Annotated in this window: 22 protein-coding genes; 16 read left to right on the top strand and 6 right to left on the bottom strand. The window is 67.7% G+C overall.

What is annotated here, in order from left to right; all coding sequences use genetic code 11:
* Positions 1 to 6 precede the first annotated feature (6 nt).
* Together mraY and murD are read left to right on the top strand one after the other, a co-directional pair.
* Positions 7 to 1,089: a phospho-N-acetylmuramoyl-pentapeptide-transferase gene (mraY, locus tag AB4Z16_RS24030; protein WP_441513846.1), complete on the top strand. Its 1,083-nt coding sequence runs from the start codon at positions 7 to 9 to the stop codon at positions 1,087 to 1,089.
* A 10-nt stretch (positions 1,090 to 1,099) separates the two neighbouring features.
* Positions 1,100 to 2,554: a UDP-N-acetylmuramoyl-L-alanine--D-glutamate ligase gene (gene murD / locus AB4Z16_RS24025; protein WP_441513845.1), complete on the top strand. Its 1,455-nt coding sequence runs from the start codon at positions 1,100 to 1,102 to the stop codon at positions 2,552 to 2,554.
* A gap of 9 nt (positions 2,555 to 2,563) precedes the next feature.
* Here the strand turns inward: murD and AB4Z16_RS24020 are convergent, their stop codons facing one another.
* The 3 genes from AB4Z16_RS24020 to AB4Z16_RS24010 are packed head-to-tail and all read right to left on the bottom strand — an operon-like array spanning position 2,564 to position 5,835.
* Positions 2,564 to 3,193 (bottom strand): Isoquinoline 1-oxidoreductase subunit, encoded by a 630-nt coding sequence (locus AB4Z16_RS24020; protein ID WP_441513844.1) that lies wholly within the window; start codon positions 3,191 to 3,193, stop codon positions 2,564 to 2,566.
* Positions 3,193 to 5,373 (bottom strand): xanthine dehydrogenase family protein molybdopterin-binding subunit, encoded by a 2,181-nt coding sequence (locus tag AB4Z16_RS24015; protein WP_441513843.1) that lies wholly within the window; start codon positions 5,371 to 5,373, stop codon positions 3,193 to 3,195. Before AB4Z16_RS24015 ends, AB4Z16_RS24020 begins: the two co-directional genes overlap by 1 nt.
* A 3-nt stretch (positions 5,374 to 5,376) precedes the next feature.
* Positions 5,377 to 5,835: a (2Fe-2S)-binding protein gene (locus AB4Z16_RS24010; protein WP_441513842.1), complete on the bottom strand. Its 459-nt coding sequence runs from the start codon at positions 5,833 to 5,835 to the stop codon at positions 5,377 to 5,379.
* Between the two features lie 202 nt (positions 5,836 to 6,037).
* On the opposite strand from AB4Z16_RS24010, the gene AB4Z16_RS24005 reads away from it, so the two are divergent.
* Positions 6,038 to 6,661: a TetR/AcrR family transcriptional regulator gene (locus tag AB4Z16_RS24005; RefSeq protein ID WP_441513841.1), complete on the top strand. Its 624-nt coding sequence runs from the start codon at positions 6,038 to 6,040 to the stop codon at positions 6,659 to 6,661.
* 7 nt (positions 6,662 to 6,668) lie between these two features.
* On the opposite strand, the gene AB4Z16_RS24000 is transcribed toward AB4Z16_RS24005, so the two are convergent.
* The gene (locus tag AB4Z16_RS24000) at positions 6,669 to 7,919 is read right to left on the bottom strand and encodes an MFS transporter (RefSeq protein ID WP_441513840.1); all 1,251 of its coding nucleotides are present in this window, start codon (positions 7,917 to 7,919) and stop codon (positions 6,669 to 6,671) included.
* Positions 7,920 to 8,014: 95 nt separating this feature from the next.
* Here AB4Z16_RS24000 and AB4Z16_RS23995 point away from each other — a divergent pair, with 95 nt between their 5' ends.
* From AB4Z16_RS23995 to murB, 5 genes are all read left to right on the top strand, one after another.
* Positions 8,015 to 8,878 (top strand): LysR family transcriptional regulator, encoded by an 864-nt coding sequence (locus tag AB4Z16_RS23995; RefSeq protein ID WP_441513839.1) that lies wholly within the window; start codon positions 8,015 to 8,017, stop codon positions 8,876 to 8,878.
* 130 nt (positions 8,879 to 9,008) lie between these two features.
* On the top strand, positions 9,009 to 10,142 hold the full coding sequence (locus tag AB4Z16_RS23990) for an FtsW/RodA/SpoVE family cell cycle protein (RefSeq protein ID WP_441513838.1): 1,134 nt from the start codon (positions 9,009 to 9,011) through the stop codon (positions 10,140 to 10,142).
* 2 nt (positions 10,143 to 10,144) lie between these two features.
* Positions 10,145 to 11,248: an undecaprenyldiphospho-muramoylpentapeptide beta-N-acetylglucosaminyltransferase gene (gene murG, locus AB4Z16_RS23985; RefSeq protein ID WP_441513837.1), complete on the top strand. Its 1,104-nt coding sequence runs from the start codon at positions 10,145 to 10,147 to the stop codon at positions 11,246 to 11,248.
* A gap of 15 nt (positions 11,249 to 11,263) precedes the next feature.
* Positions 11,264 to 12,670, top strand: coding sequence for a UDP-N-acetylmuramate--L-alanine ligase (gene murC, locus AB4Z16_RS23980; protein ID WP_441513836.1), 1,407 nt, complete (start codon positions 11,264 to 11,266; stop codon positions 12,668 to 12,670).
* A 163-nt stretch (positions 12,671 to 12,833) separates the two neighbouring features.
* Positions 12,834 to 13,760: a UDP-N-acetylmuramate dehydrogenase gene (gene murB / locus AB4Z16_RS23975; RefSeq protein ID WP_441513835.1), complete on the top strand. Its 927-nt coding sequence runs from the start codon at positions 12,834 to 12,836 to the stop codon at positions 13,758 to 13,760.
* Here murB and AB4Z16_RS23970 read toward each other — a convergent pair.
* Positions 13,735 to 14,622: an EamA family transporter gene (locus tag AB4Z16_RS23970; RefSeq protein WP_441513834.1), complete on the bottom strand. Its 888-nt coding sequence runs from the start codon at positions 14,620 to 14,622 to the stop codon at positions 13,735 to 13,737. The two genes, murB and AB4Z16_RS23970, sit on opposite strands and share 26 nt — an antisense overlap.
* A gap of 117 nt (positions 14,623 to 14,739) precedes the next feature.
* Here AB4Z16_RS23970 and AB4Z16_RS23965 point away from each other — a divergent pair, with 117 nt between their 5' ends.
* From AB4Z16_RS23965 to recN, 8 genes are all read left to right on the top strand, one after another.
* Positions 14,740 to 15,237, top strand: coding sequence for a MarR family winged helix-turn-helix transcriptional regulator (locus AB4Z16_RS23965; protein WP_441513833.1), 498 nt, complete (start codon positions 14,740 to 14,742; stop codon positions 15,235 to 15,237).
* A gap of 92 nt (positions 15,238 to 15,329) precedes the next feature.
* A complete protein-coding gene (locus AB4Z16_RS23960; protein WP_441513832.1) occupies positions 15,330 to 16,244 on the top strand; it encodes a D-alanine--D-alanine ligase in 915 nt (304 codons plus the stop codon).
* Between the two features lie 5 nt (positions 16,245 to 16,249).
* Positions 16,250 to 17,212 carry a cell division protein FtsQ/DivIB gene (locus AB4Z16_RS23955; RefSeq protein WP_441513831.1) on the top strand — a complete coding sequence of 321 codons (963 nt, stop codon included), beginning with the start codon at positions 16,250 to 16,252 and terminating at the stop codon, positions 17,210 to 17,212.
* Complete coding sequence (gene ftsA / locus AB4Z16_RS23950; RefSeq protein ID WP_400506650.1) at positions 17,209 to 18,540, top strand: cell division protein FtsA; 1,332 nt, start codon at positions 17,209 to 17,211, stop codon at positions 18,538 to 18,540. The genes AB4Z16_RS23955 and ftsA overlap by 4 nt, the downstream gene beginning before the upstream one ends.
* Before the next feature lie 97 nt (positions 18,541 to 18,637).
* A complete protein-coding gene (ftsZ, locus tag AB4Z16_RS23945; RefSeq protein WP_441513830.1) occupies positions 18,638 to 20,341 on the top strand; it encodes a cell division protein FtsZ in 1,704 nt (567 codons plus the stop codon).
* 301 nt (positions 20,342 to 20,642) lie between these two features.
* A complete protein-coding gene (gene lpxC / locus AB4Z16_RS23940; RefSeq protein WP_441513829.1) occupies positions 20,643 to 21,590 on the top strand; it encodes a UDP-3-O-acyl-N-acetylglucosamine deacetylase in 948 nt (315 codons plus the stop codon).
* 167 nt (positions 21,591 to 21,757) lie between these two features.
* Positions 21,758 to 22,681 carry an outer membrane protein assembly factor BamD gene (locus tag AB4Z16_RS23935; RefSeq protein WP_441513828.1) on the top strand — a complete coding sequence of 308 codons (924 nt, stop codon included), beginning with the start codon at positions 21,758 to 21,760 and terminating at the stop codon, positions 22,679 to 22,681.
* Between the two features lie 61 nt (positions 22,682 to 22,742).
* Positions 22,743 to 24,422 carry a DNA repair protein RecN gene (gene recN, locus AB4Z16_RS23930; RefSeq protein WP_441513827.1) on the top strand — a complete coding sequence of 560 codons (1,680 nt, stop codon included), beginning with the start codon at positions 22,743 to 22,745 and terminating at the stop codon, positions 24,420 to 24,422.
* Between the two features lie 6 nt (positions 24,423 to 24,428).
* Here recN and aidB read toward each other — a convergent pair whose 3' ends face one another.
* Positions 24,429 to 25,247 carry an AidB family quorum-quenching N-acyl homoserine lactonase gene (aidB, locus tag AB4Z16_RS23925; protein ID WP_441513826.1) on the bottom strand — a complete coding sequence of 273 codons (819 nt, stop codon included), beginning with the start codon at positions 25,245 to 25,247 and terminating at the stop codon, positions 24,429 to 24,431.
* Between the last annotated feature and the right edge of the window lie 232 nt (positions 25,248 to 25,479).

The raw sequence follows: 25,479 nt of genomic DNA, 5'->3' as shown, positions 1-25,479 counted from the left end.
CCAAGCATGCTCGTCTGGCTCGCCGAACTCTCCGGCACCTTCCCGATCCTGAACGTCTTTCGCTACATCACCTTCCGCGCAGGCGGGGCGACGGCGACGGCCCTGCTCTTCGTCTTCTTCTTCGGCCCGGCGGCGATCTCCTGGCTCAGGATCAAGCAAGGCAAGGGCCAGCCGATCCGCACCGACGGGCCGGAGACGCATCTCGCCAAGCGCGGCACGCCGACCATGGGCGGGCTGATGATCATGTCGGGCCTGTTCGCTGCCGTGCTGCTCTGGGGCAATCTGCGCAACCCCTATGTCTGGATCGTGCTCGGCGTAACCGCGGCTTATGGCGCCATCGGCTTCTATGACGACTATCTCAAGGTCACCAAGCAGTCGCATAAGGGCTTTTCGGGCAAGGCGCGCATCTCGATCGAGGTCGTGGTCGCGCTGATCGCCTGTTATGCCATCATGCAGACGCAGCCCGCGGCGATCGGCTCGGGTTTCGCGATGCCCTTCCTCAAGGAAGCGATCATCCCGCTCGGCATCCTGTTCCCGCTGGTCACGGCCTTCGTCGTCGTCGGCGCCGGCAATTCGGTGAACCTGACCGACGGGCTCGACGGCCTCGCCATCGTGCCGGTGATGATCGCGGCCGGCACCTTCGGCTTCATCTCCTATCTCGTCGGCAACGCGATCTTCGCCAACTACCTGCAGATCCATCACATCCCTGGTGCAGGCGAGCTCGCCGTCGTCTGCGGCGCAGTGATCGGCGCCGGTCTCGGCTTCCTCTGGTTCAACGCGCCGCCGGCCCAGATCTTCATGGGCGACACCGGTTCGCTCGGCCTGGGCGGCCTGCTCGGCACCATCGCGGTCGCGACCAAGCATGAGATCGTGCTGGCCATCGTCGGCGGTCTCTTCGTCGTCGAGGCGCTCTCGGTGATCATTCAGGTCGCCGTGTTCAAGCGCACTGGCAAGCGCGTCTTCCTGATGGCGCCGATCCACCACCATTTCGAGAAGCTGGGCTGGACGGAGCCGCAGGTGGTGATCCGCTTCTGGATCATCTCAGTGGTGCTGGCGCTGGTCGGCCTGTCCACGCTCAAGCTGCGCTGAGAGCGTGAGCATGACGCCCGTCACGGTCTTCGCCGGGCGCAAGGTCGCCCTCTTTGGCCTCGGCGGCTCCGGCCTCGCCACGGCGCGTGCGCTGAAGGCGGGCGGCGCCGACGTCGCCGCCTGGGACGACAATCAGGGCAGCCGCGACAAGGCGGCGGCGGAAGGCATCGCCGTCATCGATCTGGCAAGTGCCGACTGGTCGGGCTTCGCCGCCTTCGTGCTCTCGCCGGGTGTGCCGCTGTCCCATCCCGAGCCGCATTGGACGGTAGAGAAGGCCAAGGCTGCAGGCGTCGCGATCATCGGCGATGTCGAGCTGTTCTTCCGCGAGCGGGCGAAGATCGCGCCGGGCTCGCCGGTCGTCTGCATTACCGGCACCAACGGCAAGTCGACCACGACCGCGCTGATCGCCCATGTGCTGAAGGAGGCCGGCCGGGACGTGCAGATGGGCGGGAATATCGGTACGGCCGTGCTGGCGCTCGAGCCGCCGGCTGCGAACCGCATCCACGTCATCGAATGCTCGAGCTACCAGATCGACCTCGCGCCGACGCTGGCGCCGACCGTCGGCATCCAGATGAACCTGACGCCTGATCATCTCGACCGGCACGGCTCGCTGGAGAACTATGCGGCGATCAAGGAACGGCTGGTCGCCGCCGCCGATATCGCCGTGGTCGGCGTGGATGACGAGGCCTCGAAGCAGATGGCGCGCCGGCGCGCCGCCGGGGGGCGGCCGCTCGTGAAGATCAGCGGCGAGCAGCCGCTCGACGAGGGCGTCTTCGCCGGGGTTACCGCCAATCAGGGCCGGCTCGATACTCGGATCGTCGAGGTCAAGGATGGCAAGCCGCGAGTCGTCGCCAATCTCGCCGGCATCGGCTCGTTGCGCGGCTCGCACAACGCGCAGAACGCGGCTGCGGCCTTCGCCGCCTGCTCCGCGCTGGGCCTTTCTGCAGAAGAAATCGCCGCTGGCTTCAAGACCTATCCCGGACTGGCGCATCGCATGGAGGAACTCGGCCGCCTCGGCCGCGTTGTCTTCATCAACGATTCCAAGGCGACCAATGCGGATTCGACCGAGAAGGCGCTGACCTCCTTCCACGACATCTTCTGGATCCTCGGCGGCAAGGCCAAGGAGGGCGGCATCGAATCCTTGCGCCGCTACTTCCCCAACATCGCCAGGGCGTATCTGATCGGCGCGGCGAGCGATCTCTTCGCCGTGACCTTCGACGATGACGGGCGCGTCGCCTATGAGCGCAGCGTCACGCTCGACCAGGCCGTGGCGGATGCCACCCGCGACGCGTTGGCGAAGCCGGGCGAGGGCGAGATCGCGGTGCTGCTCTCGCCGGCCTGCGCCTCCTTCGACCAGTTCCCGAATTTCGAGGTGCGCGGCGACGCGTTCCGCAAGCTGGTCGCGGAGCTGCCGGGCTTCGTGCCGTTCGGGACTGCAGGAAATCCGGCCAGCCCGAAGGGCTGATCCAACAATTCACGACGCCGGGCAGGCGGCGCCGCTATCGGCCCAGGCCTGCATCAGCGCGCCGAACTCGGCCGCCGTGCCGGGCGCGGGCGTGCGCCCCTTTCCGGGATTCCAGCCCCAGAGCACGAGGCTGTCGGTGGTGACATGTTTGATCAGCGCTGCGGTGTCGCGGCTGCCGTTGCGGTTCTGGTCCTTCAACTGCTCGCAGATCTGACCGAGCGTCTTGCCTTCCCAGGCCATCGAGGCCGGGGCGAGGGCCCAATGTCCGTCGCCCGGAACCCCGGCCGGGTCGAAGTTCTCCTTGCCATGGCAGGTCGCGCAATGGAGGCCGGTCGCGCCGTGGCCGTCCTTGCCGCGTACGACCACCGGCTCGTGCAGCTTGCGTGCATCGCCTTGTCGGGGCCGCTCCGTCGCCGGATGGCAGTTCATGCAGCGCGGATGCGTGAGCACCTTGCCCATCTCGTTGAAGAGCGCGACCGAGCGGTCGCGCTGGTTGGCGATGGCGGAGAAGCTCGAAGCAGGTCGCAAGCTGGCGCCGCCCGGCTGGGCCTGCCCGGCGTTCTGCGCCCGCGTCATGGCGCTGCCAGTGAGGCAGACGGCAACGGCCGCCGCCGCGGCGAGGATCAGGTTCCTGCTCATCAGACGGAACCTCCCTGCATCGGCAGCTGGCGGGGCCGGCCGTGGCCGAGCGCGGCGAGCGCGTTCGCGACGGCGGGGCCGATCGGCGGCACGCCGGGCTCGCCGACACCGGTCGGCTTCTCGTTCGAGGCGATGATCCTGACCTCGACGTCCGGCATCTCGTTGATGCGCAACGAGCGGTATTCATGGAAATTGGTCTGGACCGGCCGGCCGCCGTCGAGGGTGATCTGGCCGTAGAGGGCGTGGCCGAGGCCGAAGCCGATGCCGCCCTCCATCTGGGCGCGGATGATGTCGGGATTGACGGCGACGCCGCAATCCACCGCGCACCAGACCTTGTGGACCTTCGGCTCGCCCTCCGGCCCGATCGAGACTTCGGCGATCTGGGCGACGTAGGAGCTGAAGCTCTCGACTACCGCGACGCCGCGGGCGCGGCCATCGACCGGCGCGGAGCCCTTCCAGCCCGCCATCTCGCCGACGGCCTTCAGCACGGCTGCGGCGCGGGGGTGCCTGTCGCCCATCATGGCGAGACGCCCCTGCAGCGGATCCTGCCCTGCAGCCTGCAGCAACTCGTCGACGAAGCACTCGACGGCATAGCCGGTATGGGTGTGGCCCACGGAGCGCCACCATAGCGTGGGCACGCCGACCTTGGGGTTGTGCACCTCGCAGCGGAAATCGGGCACCTCGTAGAAGATCTCGTTGGCGCCCTCGACCGAGGTCGCGTCGATTCCGTTCTTGACCACGAAGGACTCGAAGGGCGTTCCGAGGAAGAAGGATTGGCCGACCAGCGTGTTCGACCAGGCGGTGATCTTGCCGTCCTTCACCGCGCCCCTGAGGCGATGCACGAAGAGCGGCCGGTAATAGCCGCCGGTGAGGTCGTCCTCGCGGGTCCAGACCACCTTGACCGGACGGTTCGGGCCGATCGCCTTGGCGGCCATGGCGAGCTCGGCGGCGAGGTGCTGGCTGACCTGCGCGCGCCGGCCGAAGCTGCCGCCGGCGAGCATGGTCTCGAGGTTCACCTTCTCCGGCGGCAGGCCGAGGATGGTGGCGATGGTCTGGTGCTCGGTGGTCTGGAACTGACTGCCGAAGCGGGCATGCGCCTTCTCGCCATCCCATTCCAGATAGCCGTCGAGTGGCTCCATCGGCGCATGCGCCAGATAGGGGAAGACGAACTCGGCCTCGATCACGCGATCGGCCTTGGCGAGCGCGGCCTCGGCGTCGCCATGGCTGCCGGCGAGAGTGCCGGGCTGCCGGGCGAGGCGGCGGTATTCGGCGATCAGCTCGGCGCTGCCGCGCTTCTCCGCCTCGCTGTCGTCCCAGGTGACCTTGAGGGCTTCGCGTCCCTTCAATGCCGGCCATGTCCCGTTGGCATAGACCGCGACGCCGGAGCCGATCTGCTTGACGTCGACGACGCCCTTGACCTTGAGCGCCTGCGAGGCGTCGAAGCTCGCGACCTTGCCGCCGAAGCGCGGCGAGCGAGCGACCACCACCGTCAGCATGTTCGGCGTGTGGATGTCGATGGTGAACTGCGCCTTGCCGCGCGTCTTATCGGCGGTGTCGAGCCGCTTCACCGCGCCCTCCTTGCCGATCAGCCGGTAGGCCGAGGCGGCTTTCAGCGGCGGGTTCTCGGGCACAGGCAACTTCGCGGCGGCCTCGGCGAATTCGCCGAAGCGGCCCTGCTTGCCCGAGGCGTGGCTGATCACGCCGGCCTCGACCTTGATCTCGGAGACCGGAACCTTCCAGGCATCGGCCGCGGCCTGGACCAGCATGGCGCGGGCGGCGGCACCCGCCTTGCGCATCTGCTCCCAGCTATTGGCGATCGCGGTCGAGCCGCCGGTGCCTTGAACGCCCAGCGCGAGATTGGCGTAGAGCTTGACGTCAGCCGGCGCGTGCTCGGCGCGCATCTGGCTCCAGGCGGCGTCCATCTCCTCGGCGGCGAGGGTGGCGAGGCCAGTGAACGGCCCCTGGCCGAACTCGATATGCTTGACGATCACCGTGACGGTGTCGTCCGGCGCGACGCGGATGAAGGCGTTGGGGGCAAAGGCTGCGTTGCCGCCGGGCCTGAAGCCGGAGGCGGCGCCGGACTGGGCGCGGGCATTGCGCGGCAGGTTGAAGCCGATGACGAGGGCGCCCGCGCCTGCCAGCAAGGCGCGGCGGGAGAGCTTGGGATCATGCGCGGTCATGGCTCAGATCTCCAGCGCGCGGGCCGCGTCATGGATCGCGGCGCGGATGCGGACATAGGTGGCGCAGCGGCAGATATTGCCGTTCATCGCGAGGTCGATGTCGCGGTCCGTCGGCTTGCGGTTTTCCTTGAGCAGGGCGATGGCGCTCATCACCTGGCCGGATTGGCAATAGCCGCATTGCGGCACGTCGCGGGCGATCCAGGCGGCCTGGACGGCATCCGCTTCCTTGCCGGCGAGGCCCTCGATGGTGGTGATCTCGCTGGTGCCGACGGCTGACACCGGCGTCACGCAGGAACGCAGCGGCTGGCCGTCGATATAGACCGTGCAGGCGCCGCATTGGGCGACGCCGCAGCCGAATTTGGTGCCGGTGAGGCCGATATTGTCGCGGATCGCCCAGAGCAGGGGCGTGTCGTCGTCGACGTCGACGCTATGCGTCGTCCCGTTGACCTTGAGAGAGACCATGGCTGCCTCCGAATGCTGGCATGACGCAGCGCGGCACCATGGTGCGGATCGAGGGCTCGCCCTCGAAGGCCTGATCTGACATATCAGATGGCGGGCGATGCATCCGTAGCCCTGGGTCGCGCGACTGGACTAATTAGACGATTTGAGTCTAATTAGGATGATTGCGCGCAGTTTGGATTTTGTCAAGACTACTGACGCTGCAATGCCGGACAGAAGCGAAAGTTCCAGCTCCATCCCTGTCGATGACGCGAATGCGCGCGTCGACCAGATTGCCGATGCGGCGCTGCGGCTGTTCGCCCGCTACGGCTACAAGCGCAGCTCGATGGACGACATCGCCAAGGAGGCCGGACTCGCCAAGGCGACGCTCTACCTGCATTTCAAGGGCAAGGACGATGTCTTCCGGGCAATGCTGCACCTGCTCGGACGCCGCGTCGAGGCACGTTGCCGTGAGGTTGTCGCGACGAAGGGTGCGTTTGCGCAACGGCTTGCGGCCCTGCTTCAGGCTCATCACGGGCAGGCCTATGCCAGCTTCGGCACGGGCGAACATCTCGTCGAGCTGAAGGCGGTGATGAACACCATCGCCACGCGCGAGCTGCAGGCCTTCGAGCAGATCTTCGCCCGATATGCGCGCCTGCTGCTCCAGGAAGCGGAAGCCCAAGGCGAGATCGTGATGTCCAGCGCCCCCGTCTCCGTCGATGATTGGATTGCCGGGATCATGTTCGCCGCAGCCGGCGCGAAGACAGGGACGCCGCCCAGCTGCGAGATCTACGCGCAACGGCTTGCCGGTATCGCCCGCATCTTCGCGGCGGCGGTGGGCAAGGGGTGAGGGCGGTCTATTTGTCCGCCCGGTTGCCATGCGCCGCGAGCGGAATGGCGGTGACGACGACGGGGGCGATCAGCAGCGCCCAGGCCCAGGAGTAGCCGAACTGGTCGACGACCAGGCCGAAGAGCCAGGGGCCGGCAGCCATCACGATGAGGCAGAGCGTCGAGGCGAAGCTGACGGTCGAGGCGATGGAATTCGGCGGCGCCATTTCCGCGATCTGGAGCAGGTAGATCGGGAACCAGCCGATGCCGAACAGGCCGAAGCCGACGAGTATCGTCGCCGCCAGCCATGCCGGCGAGCCCAGCGGCAGGAGGGCAAAGACGGCGGCGGTCCCGGCCCCGATCAGGGCGATGGCTGCGAAGGAGCGCGGACGGTGTCCGGGCCAGAGCCGGTCGCTCAGCCAGGGCAGTCCGACGCGGCCGGGAATGCCGGCCAACTGCGCGAGCGCGAACAAGCCGGCGGCGCCGACCATGCCGAAGCCGAGCGAGCCCGCCATGTAACCGATGGCGTGGGCGGTGAAGGTGAACTGGAAGGCCGACATCGCGATGCCCAGCCCGAGCACCGGCCAGAATTGCGGGTTCTTTCCGACGGTGCGGACCAGGGCGCCGAGCCGCAATGGCTCCTCGCGCTTTGCTCCCGGCGCGGCCTGCCCACCCTCACGATAGAACAGCAGGAACAGCAGGCTGCCGAGGACGGAAACGCCTGCGCTGAACCATGCGGCGGCAGACAGGCCGGCTTGCGCGGCAATGAGGGGCAGGAGCGCCGCCGCGATCATCGTGCCGAGCGGGACGGCGGCCTGCCGGAAGCCGGTCGCCAGGGCGCGATGGCGCGGCGGGAACCAGCGCATGATGGCGCGGGTGCCACCCGGCTGCACGGCCGCATAGGTGCCGCCGAGAAAGACCATGCTGATCAGAAGACCAGTCAGCTCCGTCGCGAAGGAAGCAGCGGCCATCGCGGCCGCCATGCCCAACATGGCGAGGCTCACGACGATGCGCTCGCCATAGCGGTCTATGGCGCGGCCGATCGCGTAGATCGTCGCGATCTGCGTGCCATTCATCAGCGTGACCGCCAGTGAGGCCGAGGCGAGCGAGACGCCGAAGGCATCGCGCCAGAAGGGGACGAGGATGTAGACGCCCTGCGAGACCACGGAGCCGGCGGTCTGCGTCCCCACGGCGACCGTGAGGACGGCCCAGATGGAGATGCTGGTCTGTGCCGGCTCTCCGCTTGGCGCGGGCGGGGCGGTGAGGGCGGTTCTGGTCATCGGCTCTTGATCCCGGGAGGTGATCCCACGACCAGACGCCAATTTTCACCTTATCGGAATTGTTGTGATCCGGATATCAATGATATCGTTCTGTTATGGATATCCGCCGCCCACTCGACCCCGAGGCCATCGAGACCTTCGTGCTCGCCGCCGATCTGCGCTCCTTCACCAAGGCCGCCGCTGCGCTGAACACGACGCAGGCCGCGGTCTCGCTGCGGCTGAAGCGGCTGGAGGCGCAGATCGGCCAGCGCCTGCTCGAACGCACGCCGCGCCGCATCGGCCTGACTCCTGCGGGCGAACGTTTCCTCGGACCGGCGCGGGATGTCCTCGCCGCCCATCGGCGCGCCACCGAGGCGTTGATGCAGGAGAGCGTCTCGTTGAGCCTCGGCGTCACGCATCATCTCGTCGGCCCCGAGCTGACGCGGGCGATCCAAGTCGCCGGCCAGCAGGGCGGCGGCGTGACGCTGTCGCTGCGGACGGGGCTCTCCCGTGGGCTGCTTGAGATGTTCGATGCCGGCGAGCTCGATGCGGTCATCGTCCTGCGCCATGACGCCAGCCGGCGCGACGGGGAAACCCTGGCCGAGTCGCGGTTCGGCTGGTTCGCTGCGCCGACATTCTCGCCGTTCCAAGGCGAGCCGCTGCCGCTCGCGGTGCAGCGGCAGCCGTGCAATCTCCGGGCGATGGCGGTCGAGGCGCTTGCCGTCGCGGGCCTGCCCTGGCGGGAGGCATTCGTCGGGGAGGGGGCGGCTTCGGTGGCCGCGGCTGCGAGCGCCGGCCTCGGTCTCGCGCCGCTCGCGCATTGCGCCGTTCCCGCAGGGCTGGTCGATGTCGGCGCGCGCTTCAAGCTGCCGCCGTTGCCGACACGGCCGATCATCCTGCACTCGGCTGTGAGCCGGCCGCGGGCCGCTGCGCTGCTCAACGGCATGGCGGCGGCGTTCCGTTCCGCGGCTGTGCGATGATGTGGACGGCGGCGCCCAGAAACTGCTGATCCGACGCATCGGAATCAAACGGTTAACCATTCATTGACAGAGTGATTCGTCACGCAGGCGCGGCCAGAGTCGCGCAGAATTTGTCGATGGGATGCCCGTCATGGTCTCGCGCGCGGAACCTTCTCTCAGCGGCCGCTGGTGGTGGTCGATCGACCGCCTGATCCTCACCGCGCTCGTCGCCCTGATGGTGTCGGGCGTCGTGCTGCTGATGGCCGGCGGACCGCCGGTGGCCGAGAGGCTGGGGCTCTCGACCTTTCATTTCGTCAACCGTCAGGCCGCCTATCTCGCCGTCGCGATGGTGATTTTCCTCGGCGTCTCGCTGATGACGCCCCGGCAGGTGCGGCGCGCGGCGCTGATCATCTACGTGGTCTCGCTCGCCATGGTCGTGGCGACGCTCTATTTCGGCGTCGAGGTGAAGGGCGCCAAGCGCTGGCTGACGCTCGGGCCGTTGGGCTCTGTGCAGCCGTCCGAGTTCCTGAAGCCCGCCTTCGTCGTGATGGCTGCCTGGGCCTTCGCCGAAGGCACGCGCCGGCCGGACCTGCCGGGCACGATCCTGGCGCTGCTGCTGCTGCCGGTCACGATAGTGCCGCTGGTGCTGCAGCCCGACTTCGGCCAGACCATGCTGGTCAGCCTGGTCTGGGCGGGGCTGTTCTTCGTCGCCGGACTGCACTGGTTCTGGGTGATCGGGCTCGGCGGCGTCGGCGCCGTCGGTATCCTCGTCGCCTACGAACTGGTGCCGCATGTGCGCGCCCGCATCGAGCGCTTCATGGACAAGGGTTCGGGCGATACTTTCCAGGTCGATACGGCGCTGGAGAGCTTCGCGCAGGGCGGCTGGCTCGGGAAGGGGCCGGGCGAGGGCACGGTGAAGCGCATCCTGCCCGACGCGCATACCGACTTCATCTTCGCGGTCACCGCCGAAGAGTTCGGCGTGGTCGTCTGCATGCTGCTGGTCATGCTCTTCGCGGTCATCGTACTGCGCTCGCTCTTCGTGGCGCAGAAAGCGGAGGATCCGTTCATCCGCCTGGCCGTGACCGGGCTCGCCCTGCTCTTCGGCATCCAGGCTGCGATCAACATGATGGTCAATCTGCACATGATGCCGGCCAAGGGCATGACGCTGCCCTTCATCTCATATGGCGGCTCGTCGCTGCTTTCGCTCGCGGTCGGTACCGGCTTCCTGCTGGCGCTGACGCGGCGGCGACCGCGCTCGGTCGATTTCGGCTCCTACGGGCGCTGAGCATGGCCACGGGCAAGCTCATCATGCTGGCGGCCGGCGGGACCGGCGGCCATCTCTTTCCGGCCGAGGCACTGAGCCACGCGCTACACGCCAAGGGCCTGCGCGTCGTGCTGATGACCGATACGCGCGCCGCCGAATATGCCGGCAATTTTCCGGCCGAAGCGGTCCATGCCGTGCCGGCGGCGACCCCATCCGGCCGCTCACCGCTGCAGAAGGCAATGGCGCTGTTCCACATCGCCAAGGGCACCTTTGCGGCACGGCGGATCATCAGGGAGGTCCGACCCGATGTCGTCGTCGGTTTCGGCGGCTATCCGACCGTCCCTCCGGTGCTCGGTGCCTCCCTTGCAGGCGTGCGCACGCTGATCCACGAGCAGAACGCTGTGATCGGCCGCGCCAACCGCTTCCTCGCCGGACGCGCCGACGTCATCGCCACGGGTTTCGCCAAGGTCGGCGGATTGACCCCGGTGCAGCAGGCGAAATGCCGCCATGTCGGCAACCCCGTCCGCCCCGCCGTGATCGAGGTCGCCGGCCGCGAGTATGACTGGCCGGGCGAGGGCAAGATCAGGCTCCTCGTCTTCGGCGGCAGCCAGGGCGCCCGCATCATGGCCGACATCGTGCCGGCTGCGATCCAGCTCCTCAGCGACGCCGAGCGGGCGCGGCTGACCATCGTCCAGCAGGCGCGTGCCGAGGACGAGGAACGGGTGCGCGGCATCTATGACAAGCTTGGCGTAAAGGCGACGATCGCGCCCTTCTTCAAGGACTTGCCCGCGCAGATGGCCGCGTCGCAGCTGGTCATCGCCCGTTCCGGCGCTTCCACCGTCGCCGAGCTGTCGGTGATCGGCCGGCCCGCCATTCTGGTGCCGCTGCCGGGCTCGCTCGATCAGGACCAGGCTGCCAACGCCGCCTTCCTCGAAGAGGCGGGTGGAGCGATCCGTATTCTCCAGCCGGAACTCACGCCGCGGCGCCTCGCCAGCGAGTTGTCGCAGCTCATCGCGCGGCCCGCGCACTTGACGAGCATGGCCGCAAACGCGAAGAGCGCGGGTATCCCCGACGCTGCCGACCGCCTGGCCGATCTCGTGATCGCCACGGCCCATTCTTCGAACTGACAGGATTCGCCCACCATGAAGCTGCCGCCGAAGCTCGGCTCCATCCATTTCGTCGGCATTGGCGGCATCGGCATGTCCGGCATCGCCGAAGTCCTGCACAATCTCGGCTACAAGGTGCAGGGCTCGGATGCGTCTGATGGTGCCAACGTCAAGCGCCTTGCCGAGAAGGGCATCACCACCTTCGTCGGCCACAAGGCCGAGAATCTCGGTGAGGCCGAGGTCGTCGTGATCTCGACCGCGATCAAGGGCGACAATCCCGAATTGCTGGCCGCCCGCGAGAAGCGCCTGCCGGTGGTGCGCCGCGCCGAGATGCTGGCCGAGCTGATGCGGCTCAAGACCTGCGTCGCCATCGCCGGCACCCATGGCAAGACGACGACGACCTCGCTGGTCGCGACGCTGCTGGAGAAGGGCGAGCTCGACCCGACCGTCATCAATGGCGGCATCATCAACGCCTACGGCACCAATGCCCGCATGGGCGAGAGCGACTGGATGGTGGTCGAGGCCGACGAGTCGGACGGCACCTTCCTGAAGCTGCCGGCGGACGTCGCGGTCGTCACCAATATCGATCCCGAGCATCTCGACCATTTCGGCACCTTCGACGCGATCAAGGCGGCGTTCCGCTCCTTCGTCGAGAACCTGCCCTTCTACGGCTTCGCGGTGATGTGCATCGACCATCCGACGGTGCAGGGCCTCGTCGGCCAGATCACCGACCGGCGCGTCATCACCTATGGCGAAAACCCGCAGGCCGATTTCCGCCTGCTCGACATCGACCTCTCGGGCGGGCAGGCGCGCTTCACCCTTCTGGTCCGCGACCGCAAGAACGGACGCGACGAGGTGATCCGCGATCTCGTCATGCCGATGCCGGGCCACCACAATGCGTTGAATGCCACTGCCGCCATCGCCGTCGCCTATGACCTCGGTATTCCCGTCGAGCGCATCCGCGAGGCGCTCGCCGGCTTCGGCGGCGTGAAGCGGCGCTTCACCAAGACCGGCGAGTGGAACGGCGCGCTGATCTTCGACGATTACGGCCATCACCCGGTCGAGATCGCCGCCGTGCTCAAGGCTGCCCGCGCCTCGACCAAGGGCAAGGTCGTCGCCGTGGTGCAGCCGCATCGCTACACCCGGCTTGCCAGCCTGTTCGACGATTTCGCCGCCTGCTTCAACGATGCCGACACGGTGATCGTGGCCGATACCTATGCGGCCGGCGAGGCACCGATCCCCGGCGCGGACCGCGATTCGCTCGTCGCCGGCATCAAGGCGCGCGGCCATCGCCATGCGATGGCGCTGGAGGGGCCGGAGAAGCTCGCCGGCATGGTGGCGGAGTTGGCGGGCCCGGGCGATTACGTCGTCTGCCTCGGCGCCGGTAACATCACGCAATGGGCCTATGCGCTGCCGGGAGAGCTCGAGGCGCTTAGCGGGTAACTTCGCCCCGCATTCTCCGCCGTCATTCTCGGGCGAAGCGACGCGCAGACCCGAGAATCTCGAATAGAAGAGTGAGGGAGCCTCCTTCCGCGAGAGATGCTCTGGTCAAGCCCGAGCATGACGACCTGTTCCGTCCCGGAACATCATGCTCTAAAGCGACACCATGGCTTTCGAAGACCTCTCCTCCGACATCCGCGCCTCGGCCCCCGATCTGCGGGGCCGGCTTCTCGCCAATCAGGACCTCGCGGGGCTGACATGGTTCCGCGTCGGCGGCGCCGCGCAGATCCTGTTCACGCCGGCCGATGACGAGGATCTCGCCTATCTGCTCTCGAAGCTGCCGGACGACGTTCCAGTCACCGTGGTCGGCCTCGGCTCGAACCTGATCGTGCGCGATGGCGGCATTCCCGGCGTCGTGGTCAGGCTCGGCGGCAAGGGTTTCGGCGAGATCAAGCTGGAGAGCGGTGACCGGCTGCGGGCGGGAACGGCGGTGCCGGACGTCAAGGTGGCGCGTGCGGCGGCCGATGCCTCGCTCGACGGGCTCGCCTTCTATCGCGGTATTCCCGGCTCGATCGGCGGGGCGCTGCGCATGAATGCCGGTGCTCATGGCGGCGAGACCACCGATGTGCTGGTCGAGGCGCGCGGCGTCACCCGCAAGGGCGAGATCGTCACCTTGTCCCACGCCGAGATGGGCTTCACTTATCGCAACAGCGCGGCATCGACCCGCGACATCATCTTCACTTCCGCCCTGTTCCAGGGGCGGCCGGGCGATCAGGCGGTGATCCAGGCCGAGATGGACCGGGTGACGCAGGCGCGCGAGGCGGCCCAGCCGATCAAGGAGCGCACGGGCGGCTCGACCTTCAAGAATCCGGATGGCGGCAAGGCCTGGAAGCTGATCGATGCCGCCGGCTGCCGCGGGCTGCGCGTCGGCGGCGCCCAGGTCTCGGAGATGCACTGCAACTTCCTGATCAACGCCGGCGGCGCCACGGCCGCCGATGTCGAGGGGCTCGGCGAGGAGGTTCGCCGCCGGGTCAAGGAGAATTCCGGCTTCGAGCTCCAGTGGGAGATCAAGCGGCTCGGGGTTGCGGCGTAGCGGCTGTTTTGGCCGCAGCGCGGCGCGAGAGCAGCATTCCCGTGATCGTCGAACTCAGGATGATCGCGATGCCGAGGAGCTGGACACCGCCCAGCCATTGGCCGAGCAGGACGGCGCCGAGGATGGTCGCGACCGTCGGGCTGAGCAGCCCAAGAAACGCGACGCTGGCACCGAGCGTGGTGATGCCCCTGACCCAGAGCCAATAGGTGAGGGCGGTGCCGATCAGGACGAGATAGCCGAGCCCGAGCCCGTTCAGGGCGGTCGGCAGGGGCGGCAGGCCCTCGACCAGCAGTGCGACCGGCAGCAGGATCAGCCCGCCGAGCGTGAGCTGCCAGGCCGCGATCGCCAGCGGCGAACCCATCTTGCCCCAGCGCTCGATCAGAACGGTTCCGGTCGCCATCGAGGCGGCGCTGGCGAGCCCGGCGATGATGCCGATGGCATCGGGTTTCGCATGCGGGTCCAGCACCAGCAACGCGACGCCGACGAGGCCGGCGAGCGCCGCGATGATCTGCCCGCGGCCCGGGCGCCGGCCGAGCAGCGGCCAAGCCAGCAGGCCGACGATCAGAGGCTGGGTCGAGCCGACCGTGGCGGCGAGGCCACCGGGCAGGCGTGCGGCGCTGACGAAGAGCAGAGCGAAGAACACGCCGATATTGGCGAGGCCGAGGGCTGCGAGCGGCAAGAGCTTGTCCCGCGGCGGCAGGCCCGGGCCGAGCGCCATCAGCAGGAGGCCGGCGGGCAGAGCCCTCAACGCGCCGACGAGCAGCGGGTGATCCACCGGCAGCGTCTGGGTGAAGATGATGTAGGTGGTGCCCCAGATGCAGGGCACGAGAATCGTGGTCAGCAGGACCTTGTTCAGCGGCATGGCGGCCTCCTACTGCGCCTCGTCCTTGGCTCGTCAAGGCGCGGATGCTAGTCTGATTTGATGCAAGATAATTTGATATCGAATTATCTTGCATCGAATTATTTGCAAGGAGCAGGAATGAGTCAGGAGCGAGCCGGCGTTCAGGGCGGGCCGATGGATTCGATCTTGGCGCAGTGGCGGCGGGAGCGACCCGACCTCGACACGAGCGTCATGGCGGTATGTGGCGATCTCTGGCGGGCGGCCGACCGGGTCCGCGAGGGCGTCGCCGCCAATGTCGCAGCGGATGATCTCGATCTCGCCGGCTTCGACGTGCTGCTGACCCTGCGGCGGCAAGGCAAGGGGCAGGCGCTTTCGCCATCCGAACTCGCGCAGGATATGATGATCTCGACTTCGGCGATGACGAACCGGCTCGACCGGCTGCAGAAGCGCGGTTTGATCGAGCGGCAGGCCGACCCGGATGATCGCAGGGCGTTGCGCATCGTGCTGACCGCCACCGGCTTCGCGCTGGCGGACCGAATCGTCGTTTCGCATGTCGCGGCCGAGGAGCGACTGGTGAGTGCACTCTCTTCGGACGAGCGTGCACAGTTGCGACAGTTGCTTGCCAAAATCGGTTGATTTCGAACCCGTTAACGACCGCGAGCTGATGGTTAACGCGCTGTTAACCATCTCCGGCTGAGGTATGGCCATCGCGTCGAACGAGGGCCGGCATGAGCAAACACGTTGCAGTGCTGATGGGGGGATGGTCCGTTGAACGGGAGGTCAGCCTCAACAGCGGTGCGGCCTGCGCGCGGGCTCTGGAAGGACAGGGCTTCCACGTCACCCGCATCGACGTGCAGCGCGACATCGCCGAAGTCCTGGCGAAGCTGAAGCCGGACGTCGCCTTCAACGCCCTGCATGGGCGCTTCGGCGAGGACGGCACGATTCAGGGCGTGCTGGAGATCCTGCGCATTCCCTATACCCATTCGGGCGTGCTCGCTTCCGCGCTCGCGATCCGCAAGGACCGGGCGAAGACGGTGGTGAAGGCGGCGGGCGTGCCGGTCGCTGCCGGCGTCAACGTCTCGCGCTTCGCGGCTGCGAAAGCCCACGTCCTGCCGCCGCCCTATGTGCTCAAGCCGATCGACGAAGGGTCTTCAGTCGGCGTCGTGATCGTGAAGAAGGGCAGGGAACATCCGCCGCAGGAAATCGCCCGGCCGGACTGGCCCTGCGGCGAGATGATGCTGGCTGAAACCTTCATCGCCGGACGGGAGCTGACCTGCGCCGTGATGGGCGAGCGGTCGCTCGGCGTGACCGAGATCAAGGCAGCGACCGGCGACTTCTACGACTACGATGCGAAGTACGCGAAAGGCGGCTCGATCCACATCTGTCCGGCTCAAATTTTACCGAAAATTTACCAGCAGATCGAAGAGTGTGCGTTAACGGCGCATCAAGCAATCGGATGCCGGGGCGTCAGCCGATCTGACTTCCGCTACGACGACGAGACCGACACGCTCGTCTGGCTGGAGGTCAACACGCAGCCCGGGATGACCGAAACCAGCCTGGTGCCCGAACTGGCTGCCCATGCGGGTCTGAATTTCGGTGAGCTCGTCAAATGGATGGTGGCAGACGCCTCCCTCGATCGGTGAAAGCGATGACGGCGAAACCCGTTTCCGCAACGCGACGTAGCCCGGCAACGGTGCCGGCTGCGCGCCTGCCGGTCCGGCATGCCGGGCCGCAGCTGCTCGTCGGCGAGCGGCAGGGCCGCTGGATGCGTCGCTCGCGCCGCAGTGCCATCGCCGTGCCGCTGTCGCAGCGGCTGCCGAGCAGCCTCGGCACCTGGCTCGCGCTGGGATTCCTGACGCTCAGCCTCGGCGCCGGCTTTGTCATGGGTGGCCACTGGCAGAACCTCCAGGACAATTACGGCGAGCCGCGCCACATGCTGGCCCGCGTGCTCGGCTTCGGCATCGACCGCGTGACCATCTCCGGCCTGTCGGGTCTCTCGGAGCAGGAGGTGCTGGTCGCCGCGGGCATCGATTCGAAGACCTCGCTGGTGTTCTTCGACGCCGACGAAGCCCGCAAGCAGCTCGAGGCGACGCCGCTGATTCGCGAGGCGGCGGTGCGCAAGCTCTATCCGGGCGAAGTCTCGATCGCGCTGACCGAGCGCGATCCCTATGCGCTGTGGCAGGTCAAGGGGGAGCTTTTCGTGATCGCGGCCGACGGCACGGTGATCGACAAGATGGATGACGGCCGCTTCGCCTATCTGCCGCTGGTCGTCGGCAAGGACGCCAACAACCGCGCCGGCGAATATCTGGCGCTGCGCAACCAGGCGGGTCCCTTCGCCCAGCATATCCGCGCCGCGACCCTGATCTCCGGGCGCCGCTGGAACCTCAAGCTCGACAACGGGATGGATGTGCGCCTGCCGGAAACCAAGCCGGAAGCGGCTCTGCAGCGCCTCGTCTCGCTGGAAAGCGACTTCCGTGTTCTCGAGAAGGACGTGCTCGCCATCGATCTGCGCCAGCCGGACCGGGTGGTGATGCGCCTCTCCGAGGAAGCCGCTGCGGCCCGCGCCGACCAGCTGAAGAGCAAGACCAAGAAGAAGGGAGGCGAAGCATGAACCACGTCACCTCCCAGGGTTTGACCCCCCGCATGCGTCCGCTGTCGTCGCGCAAGAGCGCGACCTTGTCGATTCTCGACATCGGCACGAGCAAGGTCGTCTGCCTGATCGCCGAATTGAACCCGGCCGAGGCGAATGAGCGGCTGCGCGGGCGCACCCATGTCGCCCGCATCATCGGCATCGGGCATCAGCGTTCACTCGGCCTCAAGGGCGGCGCGATCATCGATCTCGAAAGCGCCGAGCGCGCGATCCGCGCCGCGGTCGACGCGGCCGAGCGCATGGCCAAAGTCGAGGTGCAGTCGGTCATCGTCAACCTGACCGGCGGGCGCATCGGCTCGCAGCATTATGCCGCGAGCGTCGATCTGCGCTCGGGGTCGGTCGGCGACAGCGACGTCAAGCGCGTGCTCGCCACCGCCGCGACCCATGCGATCCGCCCCGGCAAGGCCGTTCTCCATGCGCTGCCGACGGGCTATGCGCTCGACGGCGTGCCGGGCGTGCTCGATCCGCGCGGGCTGATCGGCGGCAAGCTCTCGGTCGACATGCATGTCGTCGCCAGCGAGGCGGCGGCGGCGCGCAACGTCATGCTGGCGGTCGAGCGCTGCCATCTCGAGGTCGAGGCCGTGGTGGCGACGCCCTACGCCTCCGGCCTCTCGGTTCTGGTCGACGACGAGGCCGAGATGGGCGTGGTCGTGGTCGATCTCGGCGGCGGCACCACCAGCCTCGGCGTCTTCTCCGGCGGACATCTCGTCCATGCCGACGCGATCGCGGTCGGCGGCAACCACATCACCATGGACGTGGCGCGCGGCCTCTCCACCCGTGTCTCGGCGGCCGAGCGGCTGAAGACGCTGCACGGCTCCTGCATCTCCAGCGCTTCCGACGAGCGCGACATGATCGCGGTGCCGCAGGTCGACGACGACGAGCGCGACATGCCGAACCACCTCGCCAAATCGCATCTCGTGCGGATCATCAAGCCGCGCGTCGAAGAGATCCTCGAACTGGTGCGCGACCGGCTGACCAATGCCGGCTTCTCGGCCCAGGCCGGGCGGCGCGTCGTGCTGACCGGCGGCGCCTGCCAGCTCACCGGCTTGCCGGAAGTGGCCCGCCGCATTCTCGGCGGCCAGGTTCGGACGGGCCGCCCCCTCGGGATCAAAGGGTTGCCGGAAGCGGGCAAGGGCCCGGCCTTCTCGGCGGCGGTCGGCCTGCTGGTCTACCCGCAGGTCGCCCATGTCGAGCATTTCGAGCCGCGTACTGCCGGCGCGCGCTATTTCGCGACCGGGACGGATGGCTACTTCTCGCGTGTCGGGCGGTGGCTGAAGGACAGTTTCTAGTGAGTTCGGCTCGTTCGAAGGGGCGGGCCACGGCGTCAAACGTAGCAATCGGGACGGCTCCCGCCAGGCGCCGGACACAGGATCAAAAGAGGCAACCATGGCGATGAATCTGCAAGCCCCGGACATCCGGGAACTGAAGCCCCGGATCACGGTCTTCGGCGTCGGCGGAGCCGGCGGCAACGCCGTGAACAACATGATCGAGGCCGGCCTCGACGGGGTCGATTTCGTCTGCGCCAACACCGATGCCCAGGCTCTGGCGCTCTCGCGCGCCCCGCGCATCATCCAGATGGGCCTGCAGGTCACGGAAGGCCTCGGCGCCGGCTCGCAGCCGGAAGTCGGCCGCGCGGCGGCCGAGGAGGTCATCGACGAGATCCGTGATCACCTGGCGGGCGCACACATGGTCTTCATCACCGCCGGCATGGGCGGCGGCACCGGCACCGGCGCCGCTCCGGCCATCGCCCGCGTCGCCCGCGACATGGGCATCCTGACCGTCGGCGTCGTCACCAAGCCGTTCCAGTTCGAAGGCCAGCGCCGCATGCGCATGGCCGAGGCGGGCATCGGCGAGCTGAACGAGGCGGTCGATACCCTGATCGTCATCCCGAACCAGAACTTGTTCCGCGTCGCCAACGAGACCACCGGCTTCGCCGACGCCTTCGGCATGGCCGACCAGGTGCTCTATTCCGGCGTCGCCTGCATCACCGACCTGATGGTCCGCCCCGGCCTGATCAACCTCGACTTCGCCGACGTTCGCGCCGTGATGCGCGGCATGGGCAAGGCGATGATGGGCACCGGCGAATCGCAGGGCGAGAAGCGCGCGCTGACCGCTGCCCAGGCCGCGATCAACAACCCGCTGCTCGACGACGTCTCGATGAAGGGCGCGCGCGGCCTGCTGATCTCGATCACCGGCGGCCGCGACATGAAGCTCTACGAGGTCGACGAGGCCGCCACCCGCATCCGCGAGGAGGTCGATTCCGAGGCAAACATCATCGTTGGCGCCACCTTCGACGAATCGCTCGAGGGCACGGTCCGCGTCTCGGTGGTCGCGACCGGCATCGACAAGCCGATCTCGCAGCATGGCGAGGTCGACGAGACCGAAGCCCGCATCGCCCAGGTCGCCGAACGCCTGAAGCAGGAAGCGCGCCTGCGCAGCAACCCCACCGCTGCTCCGCGCCCCGTCGCCCAGATGGCTCCGGCATCGATCCCGGCGATCGACACAACCCGCATCGCCCCGGCCATGGAGCAGGCGCCGCCCGCCCCGATCGCGCAGGGCGTTCATATCGAGCCCGTCCAGCCCCGTCCGGTGATGGTCGCCCCGGCTCCGGAGCCGGTCCGGCATGCCGAGCCGAGCCTGCATCTCGACGACAGCTTCATTCCGCCGATGCCGGAGCGCGCCGTCCGCCCGACCCGCATGCCTCGCGTCGAGGACCTGCCGGTTCCCGGGCAGGCTCAGCTCAACGCCCAGCGCGGCGCCCAGCCGGCCCCGCTGCCGCCGAATGCCATCGAGCAGAAGCGGATGTCGCTGATGCAGCGGCTGGCCTCGGTCGGCTTCGGCCGTAAAGACGAGGAATATGCCGAGCCGGCGCCGGCACCGGCCCCGGTGCGTCAAGCGCCGCAGGCCCCGATGCCGCAGGCGGCCGCGCCGAGCGCTGCTCATGCCGAGTATATGCGCCGTCCGGCTCCGCAGCCGGCCTCGCGGCCGGCCCAGGGCCAGCTCGACCCGCATGGCCGAGTCGCGCCGACTCGCAACAGCGAGGAAGACCACCTGGAGATTCCCGCATTCCTGCGTCGCCAGGCGAACTGAGCTCCAGCCGTTCTTGACGGTTCTGCAACAAATCCCGCCGCGGCCTTCCGCGGCGGGATTTTCCTTGTTAGAAAATCGTTATCTTTCAGCGTGTTATATACGCCTGTCCGCGGGCTTTCGGTTGTAACACAGCGAAAGAAAGCGTGATTTTGAGAGGTTGCTCGAAAAGCTTATGTTGCAGCTGCATCAAGAGGATAGCGCGTTAGGTCTGACCTGACGGCAACCTCGGAAGACATCGTCGGCGGCGGCCCCTGCCTTAAGCAGGTTCGGTGCGGTTCGATGATCAGGATTGGATAGCGGAATGAGCTTCGATCGGCAGACCACTTTGCGGGCAGCAGTGACCCTGACCGGAATCGGCGTGCATTCCGGAGCCCCCGCGAGCATCTGCCTGAAGCCTTCCAGCGCGAATTCTGGCGTCGTCTTCCTGCGGACCGGCATCGAGGGCATGCCGCCCCAGCTCATCCACGCCAAGCACACCAAGGTCAGCGCCACCGAGCTGTGCACCGTGATCGGCGATCGTGGCCCGGCCTCGGTCTCGACGATCGAGCATCTGATGTCGGCCTGCGCTGGCCTCGGCCTCGACAACGTCCTGATCGAGATCGACGGTCCGGAAATGCCGATCATGGACGGCAGCGCCACCGCCTTCGTCACCGCGATCCAGACGACCGGGACGGTCGCTCTCACCGCGCCGCGCCGCTACCTCAAGGTTCTCCAGCCGGTGCGGATCGAGAACGGCCGCGCCTTCGCCGAACTGATGCCGGCCGAGCAGGGCTTCCGCCTCGATGTCGAAATCGATTTCGACAGCGCCGTGATCGGCCGCCAGCGCAAGATCTTCGATCTCGACGCCGAGACCTATGCCCGCGAGATCTCGAAGGCCCGCACCTTCGGCTTCATGCGCGATGTCGAGCAGCTCTGGAAGGCCGGCTTCGCGCAGGGCGCCTCGCTCGAGAACACCGTGGCGATCGGCGAGGACAAGGTCATCAACCCCGAGGGGCTGCGCTACAGCGACGAATTCGTGCGCCACAAGGTGCTCGACGCGATCGGCGATCTCGCGCTTGCCGGCTATCCGATCATCGGCGAGTTCCGCTCCTATTGCGGCGGCCATCGCATGAATGTCCGCATTCTCGAGGCGCTCTTCGCCGACCGCGCCAATTTCGCGATCATCGAGGCCCAGCCGGTTTTCGCCACACCGCGCGCCGTGCAGATGGCCGCAGCCGCACCGGCTGCCTACGCGCCAGATCTGCACTGAAAAGTCGCAGGCCGGCGCTTTTCGCCTTTCCTTCGCCGGGTTTTTGTCCCAGATGCCGCAGGGTGGCGGAATCGTGCCCTGACCGGTTTTCGGCAGTGGCGCGGTGGAAGCGTCTGAGGTAAGGCATGCTTCCCGCCAGCAGGGACGATCGAAAGAGGACGGACGACGTGAGCGTGACGCGGCATAGCCTTCCGGCAATCCATCGCGGCCAGTATCCGCGCAAGGGCATCGCCCTGGCGCTGGGGGCCGCCATGCTGCTCGGCGGCTGCGATACGCTGTCGTCACTCAATCCCTTCGACAAGCCCGAGGTCTACAAGCCGGACCTCACGCCGCCCGAGCCCGCCGACAAGCTCTACAACGAAGGCCTCGCACGCCTGCAGAACGGCGACAGCGAAGGCGCGACCAAGAAGTTCGAGGGTATCGACAAGGCGGCGCCGTTCTCGCCCTACGCCCGCAAGGGCCTGCTGATGACGGCCTACACCAATTTCCAGGCCTCGAAGTGGGAGGAGGCGATCACCGCCTCCAAGCGCTTCATCGCCCAGAACCCGGCCAGCCCCGATGCTGCCTATGCGCAGTACATCATGGCGATGTCGTATTATAACCAAATCCCGGACACGACCCGTGACCAGGAGCGGACGGTTCAGGCGATCCAGGCTTTCGAACAGCTCATCGCCAATTATCCGAAGTCGGAATACGTGCTGGACGCCAAGGAGAAGCTCCTGGTGGCGCGCGACCAGCTTGCCGGCAAGGAGATGAATGCGGGGCGCTACTATCTCGAGAAGCGCAACTACACCGGCGCGGTGAACCGCTTCCGCGAGGTGATCATCAAGTATCAGACGACGCGCCATGTCGAGGAGGCGCTGATGCGCCTGACCGAAGCCTATATGGCGATGGGCATCACCAACGAGGCCCAGACCGCCGCCGCCGTGCTGGGTCACAACTTCCCGGACAGCCCCTGGTACAAGGACGCCTACAAGCTGCTGCAGAGCGGCGGCCTGGAACCGCGGGAGGATCGCGGCTCCTATATCAGCCGCGCCTTCGACGGCTTCCAGCGCACGGTCGGCGGCCTCCTCGGGTTCGGCGGTCGCTGACGAGGCCGGCATGACGGGCCTCGGGCGACCCTGCCGGCACCGCAGACCGAGCTGAGCATCGATGCTGGCGCAGCTCTCCATTCGTGACATCGTTCTGATCGACCGGCTCGATCTCGGCTTCCGTGAGGGCTTGAGCGTCCTCACGGGCGAGACCGGCGCCGGCAAATCCATTCTGCTCGACGGCTTCGCGCTGGCGCTCGGTGGGCGGGGCGACGGTTCGCTCGTCCGCCATGGCGAGGCGCAGGGGCAGGTCAGTGCCGTTTTCGATCTGCCGCTCGACCACGCCGCGCGCAAGCTGGCCCATGCCCAGGAAATCGACACCGATGGCGACCTGATTCTCCGCCGGGTGCAATATGCCGATGGGCGCACACGCGCCTTCATCAACGACCAGCCGGTTTCGGTGCAGATCCTGCGCATGGTTGGCGCAGCGATCGTCGAGATCCACGGCCAGCATGATGACCGCGCGCTGACCGATCCGGCTCAGCACCGCGCGATCCTCGACGGCTTCGGCGGATTGGAGAGGCAGGCGGAAGCCGTCGCCGAAGCCAGCGAGACGCTGAAGCGGGCGAGGCAGGCGTTGCAGTCCCAGCGCATGCGCGTCGAGGCCGCACGCAAGGAAGCGGATTTCCTGCGCCATTCTGTCGAGGAGCTCGGCAAGCTCGCGCCGCAACCGGGCGAGGAAGATGCGCTCGCCGCCACGCGCCAGTCGATGATGCAGGCCGAGAAGGTCGCGCGCGACCTGATCGATGCGCATGAGGCCGTCGGCGGCCAGGCATCGCCGGTCGCGACGCTCGCAGCAGTGCTGCGCCGGCTGGAGCGCCGGGCCGGGCAGGCGCCTGAGCTGGTCGATCCCTCGATCGCCGCGCTCAACACGGCCATCGTCGCGCTGGAGGAGGCGGGGGAGACGCTTTCTGCCGCGATGCGCGCTGCCGAATACGATCCGCGCGAGCAGGAGCGCATCGAGGAACGGCTCTTCGCGTTGCGCGCGGCCGGACGCAAATACGACGTGCCGGTCGATGGCCTGCCAGTCCTGGCCGCCACGATGGCGAGCGATCTCGCGGCGCTCGACGAGAGCGAATCGTCGCTGGCGCGGCTGGAGGCTGATCTGAACGAGGCGGAAGGTGCTTTCGTCGCGCGGGCGCAGGCCTTGTCGGAGGCGCGCAAAGCCGCTGCGGCGCGGCTCGATGCCGCCGTGAAGGCCGAATTGCCGCCGCTCAAGCTCGAGCGGGCGCGCTTCATCACCCGGGTCGAGAGCGACGAGGCCGCGCGCGGGCCGGAGGGCTTCGACCGGGTCGAGTTCTGGGTCGAGACCAATCCGGGCACACGGCCTGGGCCGATGATGAAGGTTGCCTCGGGCGGCGAGCTCTCGCGCTTCATGCTGGCGCTGAAGGTGGTGCTGGCGGAGCGCGGCTCGGCCCCGACGCTGGTCTTCGATGAGATCGACACGGGCGTCGGCGGGGCTGTCGCCGATGCGATCGGCGAGCGGCTGGCGCGGCTCGCGGGCCAAGTGCAGGTGATCTCGGTCACGCATGCGCCGCAGGTTGCGGCCAAGGCCGGGCAGCATTTCCTGATCGCCAAATCGGCTGAGGGCGAAGCCGCGCGCACCGTAACGCGCGTCACGGCGCTTGCCGAGCAGTCCCGGCGCGAGGAGATCGCGCGGATGCTGGCCGGCGCCTCGATCACCGAGGAGGCGCGAGCCGCGGCGGGACGCCTGCTGCAGGCGGCCGGACTGCGCGGCTGACGGCGATCAGGCCGGGATCAGCTCGTAGCCCGCGCCGTTTTTGACGACCCGCCGGAAGCCCTCGACATGGCCGCCCGAGACGAGCCAGCCTTCGCGCTCGGCGCGCTCCAAGATGGCGCGGCGGGAGGCGAGCGCGGTCGCAGCGTCGAAATCATAGACAAAGCCGATCTCGGGGTCCAAAGCCTGCAGGTCGGAAAGGTGGAGCGCATCTCCCCAGAGCAGCAGGCTCTCACCCTGGCCCGCGATCAGATAGCCGCTGTGGCCGAAGGTATGGCCGGGAAGGGGGATGAGCGCGATGCCGGGATGCGCCGCGCCGGTCACGCCGCGGATGCGGCCCGTGTAATGTCTCTTCAGCGTCGCGGCGATCGCGAAGCCGCCCTGCTTCTTCTCCGGGGTGCGACTGCGATTGGCCTCGTCGCCGAAGAAGCCGAAATCCGCCTCGGGCACGATGATCTCGGCGTTGGGGAAACGGGCGCGATCGCCATCGAAAAGGCCGAGCGCATGGTCGCCGTGCAGGTGGGTGATCAGGACGCGCGCGACCTGTTCGGGTGCGATCCCGCAAGCGGCCATGGCGGCAGGCGCGTGGCCCATCGCCTCGCCCCAGGAGGGGCCGGTGCCGGCATCGACCAGGGTGATCCCGTCCGGCCCCTTCAGGGCGAAGCAGTTCACGACGATGCTGATCTTCGGCTTGCCCCAACGCACGAGCGCCTCTTCGCGGGCGGCCGCGCCATCGGCGTGGATGAGGACATCGAGCGGGGCCTCGAAGACGCCGTCATGCAGGATCGAAACCTCATAGGCGCCGATGCGGCGGGACTGCTGGACCATGGCTGTTCTCCGCTGCGGCATCTTGCACGTTCGCTGAAGCCCGGAAGTTAGTGGGCCCGCTGCCCTGCCGGCAAGGCGAATCCGGCCCGGCTCAGTCCTGCGCTGGGCGCGGGAATGCCGCATTTCCTTTTGTGTCGCTTTGCTTTATGAGCTGCTGTCATCCGATGGTGCAGCTGCCCGTTAGATCGCCATGCGTCCTGCCGGACGCCCCTGGGGGCGACCTAATTATTTG

Source organism: Allobosea sp. TAF32 (assembly GCF_052113585.1).
Classification (GTDB): domain Bacteria; phylum Pseudomonadota; class Alphaproteobacteria; order Rhizobiales; family Beijerinckiaceae; genus Allobosea.
This window is presented reverse-complemented; position numbering and strand designations above follow the sequence as displayed.

Excerpts from the sequence above, each read along its gene's own strand:
- AB4Z16_RS23965 (WP_441513833.1), top strand. The coding sequence starts at position 14,740 with ATGAGTCAGGAGCGAGCCGGCGTTCAGGGCGGGCCGATGGATTCGATC.
- AB4Z16_RS23970 (WP_441513834.1), bottom strand. The coding sequence starts at position 14,622 with ATGCCGCTGAACAAGGTCCTGCTGACCACGATTCTCGTGCCCTGCATC.
- ftsZ (WP_441513830.1), top strand. The coding sequence starts at position 18,638 with ATGGCGATGAATCTGCAAGCCCCGGACATCCGGGAACTGAAGCCCCGG.
- AB4Z16_RS23960 (WP_441513832.1), top strand. The coding sequence starts at position 15,330 with ATGAGCAAACACGTTGCAGTGCTGATGGGGGGATGGTCCGTTGAACGG.
- murG (WP_441513837.1), top strand. The coding sequence starts at position 10,145 with ATGGCCACGGGCAAGCTCATCATGCTGGCGGCCGGCGGGACCGGCGGC.
- murC (WP_441513836.1), top strand. The coding sequence starts at position 11,264 with ATGAAGCTGCCGCCGAAGCTCGGCTCCATCCATTTCGTCGGCATTGGC.
- murD (WP_441513845.1), top strand. The coding sequence starts at position 1,100 with ATGACGCCCGTCACGGTCTTCGCCGGGCGCAAGGTCGCCCTCTTTGGC.
- recN (WP_441513827.1), top strand. The coding sequence starts at position 22,743 with ATGCTGGCGCAGCTCTCCATTCGTGACATCGTTCTGATCGACCGGCTC.
- AB4Z16_RS23995 (WP_441513839.1), top strand. The coding sequence starts at position 8,015 with ATGGATATCCGCCGCCCACTCGACCCCGAGGCCATCGAGACCTTCGTG.
- AB4Z16_RS24010 (WP_441513842.1), bottom strand. The coding sequence starts at position 5,835 with ATGGTCTCTCTCAAGGTCAACGGGACGACGCATAGCGTCGACGTCGAC.
- AB4Z16_RS24000 (WP_441513840.1), bottom strand. The coding sequence starts at position 7,919 with ATGACCAGAACCGCCCTCACCGCCCCGCCCGCGCCAAGCGGAGAGCCG.
- AB4Z16_RS23990 (WP_441513838.1), top strand. The coding sequence starts at position 9,009 with ATGGTCTCGCGCGCGGAACCTTCTCTCAGCGGCCGCTGGTGGTGGTCG.
- AB4Z16_RS24005 (WP_441513841.1), top strand. The coding sequence starts at position 6,038 with ATGCCGGACAGAAGCGAAAGTTCCAGCTCCATCCCTGTCGATGACGCG.
- AB4Z16_RS23955 (WP_441513831.1), top strand. The coding sequence starts at position 16,250 with ATGACGGCGAAACCCGTTTCCGCAACGCGACGTAGCCCGGCAACGGTG.
- murB (WP_441513835.1), top strand. The coding sequence starts at position 12,834 with ATGGCTTTCGAAGACCTCTCCTCCGACATCCGCGCCTCGGCCCCCGAT.
- lpxC (WP_441513829.1), top strand. The coding sequence starts at position 20,643 with ATGAGCTTCGATCGGCAGACCACTTTGCGGGCAGCAGTGACCCTGACC.
- AB4Z16_RS24015 (WP_441513843.1), bottom strand. The coding sequence starts at position 5,373 with ATGACCGCGCATGATCCCAAGCTCTCCCGCCGCGCCTTGCTGGCAGGC.
- AB4Z16_RS24020 (WP_441513844.1), bottom strand. The coding sequence starts at position 3,193 with ATGAGCAGGAACCTGATCCTCGCCGCGGCGGCGGCCGTTGCCGTCTGC.
- aidB (WP_441513826.1), bottom strand. The coding sequence starts at position 25,247 with ATGGTCCAGCAGTCCCGCCGCATCGGCGCCTATGAGGTTTCGATCCTG.
- ftsA (WP_400506650.1), top strand. The coding sequence starts at position 17,209 with ATGAACCACGTCACCTCCCAGGGTTTGACCCCCCGCATGCGTCCGCTG.
- mraY (WP_441513846.1), top strand. The coding sequence starts at position 7 with ATGCTCGTCTGGCTCGCCGAACTCTCCGGCACCTTCCCGATCCTGAAC.